11 protein-coding genes are annotated in these 12,426 nt (G+C 62.3%); 6 read left to right on the top strand and 5 right to left on the bottom strand.

Annotation, left to right across the window (positions count from 1 at the left end; genetic code table 11):
- Genes hisD through L0U81_RS25410 form a run of 4 tightly spaced genes read right to left on the bottom strand, consistent with a single transcriptional unit; the run spans position 1 to position 3,237 of the window.
- Positions 1–1,284, bottom strand: coding sequence for a histidinol dehydrogenase (gene hisD / locus L0U81_RS25425; RefSeq protein WP_233807002.1), 1,284 nt, complete (start codon positions 1,282–1,284; stop codon positions 1–3).
- A gap of 53 nt (positions 1,285–1,337) precedes the next feature.
- A complete protein-coding gene (locus tag L0U81_RS25420; RefSeq protein WP_233807000.1) occupies positions 1,338–1,646 on the bottom strand; it encodes an antibiotic biosynthesis monooxygenase family protein in 309 nt (102 codons plus the stop codon).
- Positions 1,643–2,671 carry an SMP-30/gluconolactonase/LRE family protein gene (locus L0U81_RS25415; protein WP_233806998.1) on the bottom strand — a complete coding sequence of 343 codons (1,029 nt, stop codon included), beginning with the start codon at positions 2,669–2,671 and terminating at the stop codon, positions 1,643–1,645. The genes L0U81_RS25420 and L0U81_RS25415 overlap by 4 nt, the downstream gene beginning before the upstream one ends.
- Positions 2,672–2,730: 59 nt before the next feature.
- Positions 2,731–3,237 carry a VOC family protein gene (locus tag L0U81_RS25410; RefSeq protein ID WP_233806996.1) on the bottom strand — a complete coding sequence of 169 codons (507 nt, stop codon included), beginning with the start codon at positions 3,235–3,237 and terminating at the stop codon, positions 2,731–2,733.
- 157 nt (positions 3,238–3,394) lie between these two features.
- Here L0U81_RS25410 and L0U81_RS25405 point away from each other — a divergent pair, with 157 nt between their 5' ends.
- From L0U81_RS25405 to L0U81_RS25380, 6 genes are all read left to right on the top strand, one after another.
- Entirely contained in the window at positions 3,395–4,327 is a 933-nt protein-coding gene (locus L0U81_RS25405) for a LysR family transcriptional regulator (protein ID WP_233806994.1), read from the top strand.
- A gap of 190 nt (positions 4,328–4,517) precedes the next feature.
- Complete coding sequence (locus L0U81_RS25400) at positions 4,518–5,747, top strand: MFS transporter (RefSeq protein ID WP_233806992.1); 1,230 nt, start codon at positions 4,518–4,520, stop codon at positions 5,745–5,747.
- A gap of 47 nt (positions 5,748–5,794) precedes the next feature.
- A complete protein-coding gene (locus L0U81_RS25395) occupies positions 5,795–6,571 on the top strand; it encodes an SDR family NAD(P)-dependent oxidoreductase (protein WP_233806990.1) in 777 nt (258 codons plus the stop codon).
- Positions 6,572–6,687: 116 nt separating this feature from the next.
- The gene (locus L0U81_RS25390; protein WP_233806981.1) at positions 6,688–8,343 is read left to right on the top strand and encodes a carbohydrate porin; all 1,656 of its coding nucleotides are present in this window, start codon (positions 6,688–6,690) and stop codon (positions 8,341–8,343) included.
- A gap of 133 nt (positions 8,344–8,476) precedes the next feature.
- Complete coding sequence (locus L0U81_RS25385) at positions 8,477–11,230, top strand: UPF0182 family membrane protein (protein ID WP_233806979.1); 2,754 nt, start codon at positions 8,477–8,479, stop codon at positions 11,228–11,230.
- Positions 11,231–11,266: 36 nt separating this feature from the next.
- Positions 11,267–11,740, top strand: coding sequence for a ferritin-like domain-containing protein (locus tag L0U81_RS25380; RefSeq protein WP_233806977.1), 474 nt, complete (start codon positions 11,267–11,269; stop codon positions 11,738–11,740).
- Positions 11,741–11,778: 38 nt separating this feature from the next.
- Here the strand turns inward: L0U81_RS25380 and L0U81_RS25375 are convergent, their stop codons facing one another.
- Entirely contained in the window at positions 11,779–12,201 is a 423-nt protein-coding gene (locus L0U81_RS25375; protein ID WP_233806976.1) for an ACT domain-containing protein, read from the bottom strand.
- Positions 12,202–12,426 lie beyond the last annotated feature (225 nt).

Below are 12,426 nucleotides of genomic sequence, written 5' to 3'. Positions count from 1 at the left end.
TCAGTTCTGCTTGCCGAGCCGGCGCACGCGAATATCGGCCTGTTCCTTGTGGCCCGAGAAGTGCTCGAGGGCGCACAGGCGCGAGCAGACTTCGCCGATCTTCACCGACGCCTCGTCGGTCAGGATGCGCTGGTAGCTGTGCGTCTTGATGAACTTGCCGACCCACAGGCCGCCCGTGTAGCGCCCCGCGCCCATCGTCGGCAGCGTGTGGTTGGTGCCGATCACCTTGTCGCCATACGAGACGTTGGTGCGGTGGCCGAGGAACAGTGCGCCATAGTTCGTCATCCGTTGCAGGAACCAGTCCGGGTCGCGCGTCATCACCTGCACGTGTTCGGAACACAGCCGTTCGGCTTCCTGCAGCATTTCCTCGTCGGTGTCGCACAGGATGATCTCACCGTAGTCGCGCCACGCAACGCTCGCGACCGGCGCCGTGTCGAGCCGCGCGAGCACCGTTTCGATCGCGGCGGGCAGTTCGGCGGCAATCTTCCTGCTGGTGGTGATGCAATAGGCGGGCGAGGTCGGGCCGTGTTCGGCCTGGCCGAGCAGATCGACGGCGACGAGTTCCGCGTCGACGGTGTCGTCGCAGATCACCAGTGTTTCGGTCGGGCCGGCAAAGAGGTCGATGCCGACGCGGCCATACAACTGACGCTTGGCTTCGGCGACATACGCGTTGCCCGGGCCGACGATCATGTCGACGGGCGCGATATGCTCGGTGCCGAGCGCCATCGCCGCGACGCCCTGAACCCCGCCCATCACGTAGATTTCGTCGGCGCCGGCCATAGCCATGGCCGCGATGATCTCCGGCGACGGCTTGCCGTCGAACGGCGGCGCGCACGCGATCACGCGCTTCACGCCCGCGACTTTCGCGGTCAGCACGCTCATGTGAGCCGAGGCGAGCAGCGGATACTTGCCGCCCGGAATGTAGCAACCGACCGAATTGACCGGAATGTTCCGGTGGCCAAGCACCACGCCCGGCAACGTTTCGACTTCGACATCGCGCAGCGACATCAGCTGGATCTGCGCGAAGCGGCGGATCTGCGCCTGGGCGAACTTGATGTCTTCAATCGCCTGCGGGCTGAGCGCATCGATGCAGGCCTGAATCTCTTCAGCGGACAGACGGAAAGCCGCCGGATTCCATTTGTCGAAGCGCTCCGAGTAGTCACGCACGGCGGCTTCGCCGCGCGCCTCGATATCGGCGATGATTTTCTCGACTGTCGCGCGGACCTGCGCGTTGTTGTCGGCTTTCACCTGGGCGCTCTGGCCCGCCTTGATGTGTTCGATCATGTCGGTTTTCCAATCAATCAGAAGAAGAATGAGGCAAGGGGAGTTTCGTGCGTCTAGCCTGGCTGGGCGTTCGCGATCACGCGTTCGTAGTGCAGCGCGCTAGGCGCCGTCGCAAAGAACGGCTGCAGCAGCGCGCGCCATTGCACAAAGCGCGGCGATTCGCGAAAGCCCCGCATGTGATCGTCGACCGTGTTCCAGTGCACGAGCAGCCGGTAGTCGGCTGCGTCTTCGATGCAGTGCTGCAACTCGTGGTCGAGATAGCCGGGCGTGGCGGCGAGCAGGGCTTGCGCCGTGGCAAACGCGGCCTCGAAGCCCGCGTTGCCGCCGGGCACGATGCGAAAGTGCGCGAGTTCGAGAATCATTGGGTGCTCCAGTGAGGAAGTGCGAGCCCCGGCACGGGCGAGCGGAAGCTCGCGAGCGCCGTGCCCCCAAGGCTGCCGAGATACACGGTGCGCAGATCGTCGCCACCGAACGTAATGCTCGCCATCATCGGCGCAAGCGTGCCGCGGCAGGCGCCCATCAGTTCCGGCGTCGTGGTGCCTTGCTGGTAGTGTTGCTCGTAGCGCGCGAGTGCCTCGGGGTTGCCGTCGTCGAGCAAGGTCCACACTTCGCCATCCGGCGTCAGCGCGATCAGCTTCTCCGTGAGGATCAGCGTGATCCACAGGTTGCCGTGCGCGTCGAATGCGAAGCCGTCGGGGAACCCGCCCAGATCATGCGGGCCGTAAATTTCGCGCTCGCTGAGCGAGCCGTCTTCGGCCACGCGCAGCCGTGAAATGCGGCGCGCGTTCGTCTCGACCACGTACAGCCATTGCTCGTTCGCATCGAGGCGGATTTCGTTGGTGCCGACAAAGCCGTCCGCGACGATGCGGATGCCGTGTTCGTCGATCAGGCCGACGTAACCGTCCGCCGTCTTTTCGTTGATCGAGCGCGTCCACGGCACCTGGCGTGTCGTCACGGTGAACCAGATGCGGCCTTTCGAATCGGTCAGCACGAAGTTGGTCTTGCCGAGCGGCGCACCGTCGATGCTGTCGTACAGCGTGCGCGACGCGCCGTCGCGCGTCATCAGTTCGATCGCGTCGGTGCCGAAGTTCGCGATCACGATATTGCCGTCACGATCGAATGCAAGGCCATTGGGAAGCGTGCCGCCGAGCACCAGTTGCTGCGCGTCGCCGGAAGCGGGCGCGTGGACGTGCTCAGGCTGCTGCGCGATCAGCGTCTGCGTGCCGTCGGGCGCAATGCGCATCACGCCGCCGCGCGCGTCGGCAGTCCACAGCGTGCCGTCACGCTCGGCGAGAATACATTCGGGGCGCAGCAGATCGTGGCCGACCATGCGGATTTCGTCGCGGCCTACTCGCCAGCCGTGCAACGGGTTGGTGGAGGTGGTCATGCAGGGTGTCCTTCGTGAATGAGCGGTGGTGCGTGAGATTTCGGCGGCCGGCGGCCGCGTCAGCGCGCTGGCCGGTCGGCCGCGAATGGTTCGAGCAGTTCGATCAGGTTGCCGCACACATCACGAATGAACGCGGTCGGATTACCGTCAACCACCAGTTCGAAGGCGATATCGGCGCCCTGTGCGCGCAATGCGGCGGTGGCGGCCCGCACGTCGGGCACTTCGAAGCACATGTGCTTGTTGCCATGCGTGCGCAGATCGAGGTTTGGCACGCGGCGCTCGTCGGGCAGCGGCGCCGCGCCGGGAACTTCAAAAATCTCGATGCGGTAGCTGTCGCGGCGCACGAACGCGATGCGGGCTGGAATCTTGTCAATGGTCATGCACGTCTCGATCTTGAAACCGAGCATGCGCTCATACCAGGCGACGGCGGCGTCGAGGTCGGGAACGCTGATGCCGAAGTGATGCGGGCGCAGCACGGGCAGCAACGGCGCGCCCGCCGGTTGCCGTTCGGCCGCAGCTACAGGAGCCTGTGCGTCTTGCAGGGTGGCCGGTTCGAGTTGCGTCATCTTTGAAGTCTCCTTGACCCTCCGCCGTGCCTTGCGCGGCCGCAGCGGTTTCTATTTCTCACAGTCACACTTTAGAGTGGAGCATCTGTCGAGACCATCAATTCCTAGTGGAACTACGCATTGATCGCATCGGATGATTGCCGGATAGTGCCGATCCATGAGACTGGGACACTTCGACATGAATCTGCTCGTTGCGCTCGACGCATTGCTCGACACGCGCAGCGTCACGCGAGCGAGCGAGCGCCTGCATATCGGCGCATCGGCCACGAGCAGTGCGCTTGGACGGCTGCGCGAGCACTTTGGGGATGATTTGCTGATGCAGGTCGGGCGCCGCATGGAGCTGACGCCGCTTGCCAGAAGCCTTGCGCAACCGGTGCGGGAAATCCTGCTGAGCGTGCAATCCACCGTGGTCACGCGCCTCGAGTTTGACCCTGCTCAAGCGCGCCGCAACTTCCTGATCCGCGCTTCGGACTATCTGACGACGGTGTTGCTGATCAACGTCGTGCAGCGCCTGCAGCGCGAAGCGCCCGGGATCACGCTGCACATCGCGAACATGTCCGACGACGTTCCCGAGCGGCTCGATCGGGGCGAAGTCGATTTCGTCATTTACCCGAGCGCATCGGTCAATCCCTCGCACCCGTCGCAAGCGTTATTCGAGGACAGCTTCAGCTGTGTTGTGTGGTCCGGAAACCAACTCGTCGGCGACACGCTGAGTCTCGAACAATATCTACAGCTCGGCCACGTTGCCGCCCTGTTCGGCGACAGCCGAAGCGTCAGTTTCGAAAGCGCGTTCATCAACAAGCTGGGCCTCAAGCGTTCAATCGAGGTGACGACGACCAATTTCAACACGTTGCCGCAGCTCGTGATCGGCACGATGCGCATCGCCACGGTCCATACGCGTCTTGCGCGCATCTACGCGCATTACCTTCCCTTGCGGCTACTGCCGCTGCCGATGGATATTCCGCCGCTCGTCGAAGTCATGCAGTGGCACGCCATCAACAACAGCGATCCCGCGCACGCGTGGATGCGCAACGTCCTGCGGGAACAGGCACAGTCGCAGGACGCCAAAACCATCGCGAACCTCGTGTAACGAATGTACCCGCGAGTCGTTCGTCGTTCGATGCGATCAAATCTACGTGTCGACGCAAACTGATTGTGTCGAACGTTCGCTGCCGGAATGATTCGTCTCAGACAAACAAAGTCTGTTGTCGCCGGGTCGACAGCGTAATGCGCTGGCTGACCGTACCGACGACGAAAATCAATAACCGGAGACACTTCCCATGCAAGTCCCCCTCGATCAGAGAGGCGTGGCGCCCGCACGCAACGCGAATTTCTTTCATGCCTTTATTCTGCTGAGCACCGTTATCTGCGGCACGCTCGCGCCGACCGTTATCGGCCCCGTGCTGCCGGAAATACAGCGCTACTTCGCGAACGTGCCCGGCATTGAAACGCTGGTACCCGTCATCGTCACGATGCCGATGCTCGTGCTGGGCGTGTTGGCGGTCGTGATCGGCGCGATCAGCGACAGGATCGGGCGCAAGCGCGTGCTGGTCGGCGCATTGGTGCTGTATGCGCTGGCAGGTACTGCGCCGCTCTACCTCGATTCGATCTATACGATCCTCGCGAGCCGCGCGCTTGTCGGTCTGGCCGAAGCGGCGGTGATGACCGTCAGCACCTCGTTGATCGGCGACTACTTCAGCGGAGCCAAACGTGACCGTTACGCCTCGCTGCAGACGACGTTCGCATCGGTCTCGGCGTTCACCTTCAATCTGCTGGGCGGCATGCTCGGCGAACATGGCTGGCGCACACCGTTCGCCGCCTATGCTTTGCCCCTGCTATTGGCGCCGCTCGTGCAGTTCTGCCTGTGGAACCCCACCCGCATGCACGACGGGCAATTGACAGGGAGCAGCTCGAGCGCCGACGAGCCGGATTTCAATGGCTGGCTTCTCGCGCTTGTCTGCGTCATCTCCTTTGGCGTGGGCCTCGTATTCATGATCGTGCCGGTGCACCTGTCATTCATGCTGGTCGATCTCGGTACGCATGCACCGAATGAAATCGGTATGGCCTATGCGATGAACAGTCTCGGCGTCATCGTGGGCACCGCGACGTTCGGCTGGGTTCTGGTGAGCCGGTTCGGCGTCCTGCAGCAACTGCTGATCGGCACCGCGCTGTGCGGTATCGGCTTCATCACGATGGGATCGGCGCATGACTATGCATCGCTCACGCTCGGCGCTGCCATCAACGGGGCGGGCTGCGGCGTGGTTCTGCCGACCGTTATCAGCTGGGGATTGCGCTCGCTGCCGTTCGCCCGCCGCGGCTTCGGCACCGGCGCCTTCACCGCGAGCCAGTTCATCGGCTACTTCTGCAGCCCGTTGCTCGTGATGCCGATGGTCGGCTACTGGGGCTCGCGCTTCGCGGTGGTCGAAGGCTGGGGCTTCGCGCTGATCGCGCTTGCCGCGGTGGCCTTCGTCGCATCGTTGCGCACCCGAAACCGTCTGAAACTCGGCTGATCCGTTAGAGGCCCATCATGAAGTCTGTTTTCAAGCACGCACTGCCCATGCAGGAAGGCGATCGTCTACGCGGCAAGGTCGCTGTGGTAACCGGCATCGGCAGCGGCATCGGTCGAGCCTGTGCCCTGCTGTTTGCGGCCCAGGGCGCCCAGGTGATCGGCTGCGATATCGATGGGGTGGCTGCCGGACAAACCGTCAGCGAGGCGCGCGAGCGCGGCTTTGCACTTGATAGCCTGCATCCGTGTGACCTCACCGACCCCGCTGGGGCCGCTCGCCTGGTCGACTACGCAGTGGCGCGGCATGGCGGCTTCGACATCCTCGTCAACGCAGCGGCGTTCGGGGCGTTCGCCTGGCTGCAGGACATGGATTATGAGAGCCAGTGGCGCCGCACGCTCACGGGCGAACTCGACATTGTGTTCCTGCTCTGCAAGGCCGCGTGGCCCGTGCTGATCGGGCGCGGCGGCGGTTCGGTCATCAACTTCGCCTCGGCCAACGCAGCGGTCGCCCTCGAAGGCTCGCCGGCGATTGCGCACTGTGCGGGGAAGGGCGGTGTGCTTGCCATGACGCGCCAGCTGGCGATGGAGGGCGGTCCGCACGGCATTCGGGTCAACAGCATATCGCCCGCGCTCGTCGAAACGGCGGCGACGCGTGCGCATATGCAGGCGCAACCTGAATTCCTTGAACGCGCGCTCGGCAAGATGATGATCAGGCGCGTCGGCCAGCCCGAGGACGTCGCCTGGTGTGCGCTCTTTCTCGCTTCCGATGAGGCGAGCTGGGTGAGCGCTGCCGACTTCCCGATAGACGGAGGCGCGACGGCCTGGTAGGGCGTCGTTCTCCGGCAATTCCCACTTCATGCATACGACTGCGCCTCGAAAGAGGCGTAGCAGGCGACGTATTGCCTTTGAAAACCATAGATCCACAAAAATCACTGGAGATAACAATGACAACGAGCAGGTGTGGGGTTCTAGTTCATCGTCAACCCGCTGCGCTGCGCATCTCGGGCATAGCGCTGGCGACGATGCTGGTGAGCGGCACGGCCGCGGCGCAGACGAATCCGGTTGCGACAGCGGCGACGGTGCCAACCGTAGTGGCGACGCCGGCGGCGCGTGCCAAGAAGCCCAACGCCGCGGCCGTCGGGAAAGAATCCACGAAGGCCAGGCAGAAGGTCAAAGATGCGGCCGGGGCGCAGAAGATCACGGTTGCTGCCAACACCGGGGATTCCGCTGCGTCTGGTTCGCGCCCGACGGCAAACGACGCCGCGACGATCAAGGAGGCGTCAACCGATCGCCCGACAGTGACTCAGGGCATTCCGTCGACCGATCAGCTTGGCGTTACGCACGCCGCCGACGCACCGCTACCGCCTGAGCCTCGGCAGGGCATCCTGGCCGGCGTTGGCAAGAAGATGAACGACTGGGGCTTCACGCCGGTTTTCAATCTGACGCAGATGTACCTGACCAACCCGAGCGTCGGCCAGCAGACGGGAAACCATGAAGCGCTGACCTTCATTTCCGTCGGCGGCGACTTCGATCTGCAGAAGATCGCAGGTTTCAACGGTGCGACGATTCACTTCCAGCAGGTCTGGGTGCCCTTCACGACGAACCTCGGCTGGGGCAAGCAGGTCGGCGACGTTCTGGTTGGTCAGCCCGGTCCTTACGTGCCGAAGGTGTCTCACCTGGGCATCTTCACCTGGGAGCAGAAAGCGTTTGACAACAGGCTCGACGTGGAAGTCGGCAAGAGCAGTCCTGACTTTTACTTTGCGGCACCCGTCTGCAATACGGGGTTCGCTTGCCAGAGTGCGATCCTCCAGGACAACGCGGGAATGAATCCACCCCTCTATGTGAACTGGGGAGGGCGCGTACGCTACAACCTGACGCCCGCCATCTCGGTGCAAGTTGGTGTGTGGCGCTCGAACCCGGCCTTTCCATTTACGAACGGCTACGAATGGACCGATACCGTGCCGGATAGCAACGTGTGGCTCGCGAACGTCACCTATCGGACCTCGTACGCGACGGACCCGTATCCGAAGAGCTATGAAGCGCTGTTCTACTACAACACGGCGACGCAAACGGATCCGTTGACGGCCGCGACCCGCAAAGGTACGTCAGGTGCATATTTCGGCGGCAGGCAGGTCGTGTACCGGCCGGACGGCGGCAAAAGTGGGGTGAGTGACCCGACCGCGCTCTCCGTGTTCGGCAGCCTGACGACGAGCTTCGACTCGCACGCTAGCACGGGGCTCGCGGTAACCGGGATCACGGGGCTGATTCTGGAAGCGCCGTTCCGCAGCCGGCCGCACGACAGCTACTCGTTGAGTTTCCTGTGGGCGACCCTGACGCCGAACGAGCAGGCGTTCCTGAAACAGCAAAACCTGGCAGCCGGCGGCACCGGATATACGGTCGGACGCACCCAGCTTGCACTTAAGCTCGATGCCAATATCGCAGTGACGCGAAGCATCGTCGTGAGCCCTTATGTGATGCGGTCGTGGAATACGAATACGTGGGGTAACCCGCTGTACGCGGGCACGCCGCGCAACGGCATTGCAGCGGGGGTTCTCGCGACGGTCTTCTTCGACAAGATGCTTGGCTTGACCGATCGCTGACAGCAACCGGCGGGGCCGGCACTTGCCGGCCCTGCTGGTTCTCGTTCCGTGCACTCATAGAACTACAATATCGATAGTGCGCGATCGATCCGATCGCAGTAGGCCGTGAGCGAGGGCAAGCACAGGAGGGACTATGCGGTCGGGACCGAAGTCCGGCGTGCGCCTGAGACGCTACGCAATCACCGCGGTGGCCATCATCGCCGCTCTGATTGTCGTCGGACGCATCACCGGCATCGTGGTCGACTGGCTTTGGTTCGCTTCGATCGGCTATGGTCGCGTTTTCTGGACCATCCTTTCCGCGAGAGCGCTGCTGTTTGCCGCCGTGTTCGCAGTCTCGGCTGGCGCGATAGGGTTGTCCGGGATTTTGGCGCATCGTTACGCGAGGGACGTCAATATCTTGCGAGCGGAAGCAGTCGCGCCGTGGCGCGCGACCGAGGTTGCCGGCGATCTGTCCGAAATGATCGCGCCGCGCGTTCCCTGGCGCACCACGATTGCCTGCGCTGCGCTCGTCATTGGGCTGCTTATCGCCGCTAGCGAAGTCTCGAGCTGGGACACCGCGCTTCGTTTCATTTATCAGGTGCCTGTTGGCGAGCGCGATCCGCTCTTTGAGAGGGATATCGGCTTTTATCTCTTCTCGCTCCCCGCATATGTCGCACTCAAGAACTGGCTGCTGAAGCTGGTCTTCTGCAGCGCGATTGTGGCAATTGCCGTCTACGGGTTGCGCGGTGACATCGCGCTGGAGCGCCCACCACGGACGCTCTCGTCCGCCGCCATCACTCATGGTTCGGCACTGCTCGGTTTGTTCTTTGCGGTGATGGCCTGGTCGTGGTGGCTCGACCGCTTTCTGCTGCTCTATGGCGACAACGGCGTCGTGGTCGGTGCCAGCTATACCGATGTCCACGTCGAGTTGCCGGTCCTGTGGATGCTGGTCGGCCTTGCCGCGGCCTCATCCTTCGCCCTTTGGATCAACATGCGCCGCCGGAGCTATGTGCAGCCTGCCGTTCTCGTGCTGCTCGTCTTCGGCAGTTCGTTTGTGTTCGCTGTGGTCTTTCCATCGCTGTTTCAGCGCTTCTATGTCAAACCGAGCGAGCTGGGACTGGAAACACCTTATATCGAGCACACTATCGCGCTAACGCGGCAGGCTTACGGCCTCGCAAAGATCGAAGTTAAACCGTTTGAGGCCGAGCAGGGACTGACGCTCGACTCGCTGCAGGCCAATCGGGCGACCATCGACAACATCCGGCTATGGGATGTGCCACCATTGATGGATACCTACGCACAGTTGCAGGAGATCAGGACTTACTACAAATTTTTTTCGGTGGACATCGACCGCTATCAGCTTGACACCGGATACCGGCAGGTGATGCTGTCGGCGCGTGAACTGGAATCGGCGATGCTTCCGCCCAACGCCCAGACCTGGGTGAACCTGCACCTTATCTTTACTCACGGCATCGGTGTCGTGATGTCTCCAGTCACCGAGAAATCCGCCGAAGGCTTACCCTTTTTCTATCTGCACGATATTCCGCCCGTCTCCAACGGCGGCCCGGCCATTCAACAACCACGTCTCTATTTCAGTGGAGGCCGGCAGGACTATGTCATCGTGAACGGCAATGTAGCGGAATTCGACTATCCCGCACGGCCGGCCAACGCCTACACGACGTATAGCGGGCGCGACGGCGTCAAAGTCGGCAGTGTGGGGCGCCGCAGTCTCTTTGCCTGGCAGCTCGACGATCCGAACATCCTGCTGAGCGGCTATATCACGGACCAGAGCCGGATCCTGCTTCACCGCAACATTCAGGACCGCGTGCGTACGATCGCACCGTTCCTGACTCTGGACCGTGACCCCTACGTCGTCGCAAGCAACGGGCGCCTGTTCTGGATCCAGGACGCTTACACCGTTAGCCGGTGGTTTCCTTACTCCCGGCCGGGTTTCGGCGACGGCGCCAATTACATCCGAAACGCGGTCAAGGTCGTGGTCGACGCGTACAACGGTACGGTCGATTTCTACGTCAGTGATCCCGCCGATCCGCTCCTGCGCACATACCAGCGCATCTTCCCGGGTTTGTTCAAGCCCTTGGACGTGATGCCGCCGGAGCTGCGGCGTCATATCCGCTACCCCGAAGACCTGTTCCTGATCCAGGCGCAGCTCTACCGCGCCTATCATATGGATACGCCGGAGGTCTTCTACAACCGCGAGGATCTCTGGCAGTTTCCGCGGGAACTGGTCGGAATGGATGACGGGGGCGCTGCCAGCACGATGCCGCCGTATTACACGATCATGCGACTCCCCGGCGATGCACGCGCCGAGTTCATCCTCATGCTGCCGATGGTGCCGAGCCAGCGGGAGAACATGATTGCCTGGCTGGCGGCGCGTTGCGATCCGTCCGGGTACGGCAAGCTCATCGTGTATATCTTTCCCAAGGACAAGCTGGTTTTTGGGCCGTTTCAGATCGAAGCACGTATTCAGCAGAATACCGAGATCTCGCAGCAGATCTCGCTTTGGAACCAGATGGGTTCACGCGTCATTCGCGGTCATCTTGTGGTAGTGCCGATCGAGAACTCGATCCTCTACGTTTCTCCGCTCTATTTGCGCGCGGCGTCCGGTCAGTTGCCGGAGTTGAAGCGGGTGATTGCCGCCTACGGTGACCGTGTAGTGATGGAGGCCACCCTGGGTGAAGCCCTTGCGGCGCTTTTCAAGGAGACCGCGCAAACGGCATCGCCACAACGAGGCACAGTGGACGCTCGCGCGCGAGAGGCGCTTGCCCACTATAACCGCGCCATCGAGCGGCTAAAGGCAGGAGACTGGAGCGGCTTCGGTGCGGAACTGGATGCCCTCCGGCCGTTGCTCGAAGCACTCGGTGCCGGCCGCTCCGGTGATCAGAAATGACCAAGGGGAAACTGGGCAGACACAATGGAGGCAAACATGTTAGAGATCGAAAAGGAAAAGGTTGTTGAAGTCCTCAACCGGATTCTGGAGTCGGAGCTGGCTGGGGTCATTCGTTATACTCATTATTCATTCCTGGTATTTGGCTTTGGCCGTATCCCCATTGTGGCGTGGCTGCGGCAACAGGCCGATGAATCGCTCGCGCACGCTCAGCAGGCCGGCGAATGGATCACCACCTTGGGCGCCTACCCGTCTCTGGGAATCGGTCCGCTTCTCGACTCGCATATCTTCGACATTGCCTCCATCCTGCGTGAGTCGCTCGAAGCCGAAAAAGTCGCGCTTGACCTGTATCGGGACCTCCTCTCGCTGACGGAAGACCGTTCAGTCGCGCTCGAAGAATACGCGCGCCAGATGATCCACGTCGAAGAACTGCACGCCGGCGAGGTGGACAAGATGATGCGGCGCCCCGGAGCGATTGCGACGCCGCCTGATCGCGGCACGGCGCCGGCCTGAATGCTGCCGGCATCGGATTCACCGCCATGCCGGGCGCTTCAGGCCCTTTGCAGAATGTCGATTGCCTGTTCGGCGTCGGCCAACGAGTCGACCGCGAGATACGCAATGAACTGCGAGCCAAGTACAGCGGACGAGACGCCGCGGAGGTTGATCCCCCCATCCGCCAGCATCTGGGTCAATTGCGCGATGATGCCCAGTTGGTCCAGACCCATTACACGGATGGAGTGAAGGCTAGGGGTGACGCTGAACCCCACCTGGGTGGCGGCACGGATCGCACTGTCTCCCTCTAGCGGAGCGACAAACACGACCCCCTTTCCCGCTGCCTCCGGCGCGCGGCGTGCGACGATGAACTGCAGGTCGACACCCGCATCCCGCAAGACGCTTAATACTTTCGCAAGGCCACCCGGTTTGTCGTCGATGGTCGCTGCCCAAACATCGACACGTTCCACACTCAGTTCCATGGCAATCTCTCCCGCCTCGGACTCAATTAGAAAAATCTACTTCACGAACCGCGTGCGGGCAAGGTTTGTCGGACTACGCACTGCATCGTGAAATCCGCACTGAATCTACCCGGCTACCCATTTGGGTGGTGTGCGCCCTCCGTCCTTCTGTCATTGTGAACACGCCGTCGTAACGCTACCTGGACAGGTGAGCAAACGACGACGCAAGGCACAAGCAGGTCGGAC

Origin of the sequence: Paraburkholderia sp. HP33-1, from assembly GCF_021390595.1 — a bacterium.
Lineage (GTDB): Bacteria > Pseudomonadota > Gammaproteobacteria > Burkholderiales > Burkholderiaceae > Paraburkholderia.
This window is presented reverse-complemented; position numbering and strand designations above follow the sequence as displayed.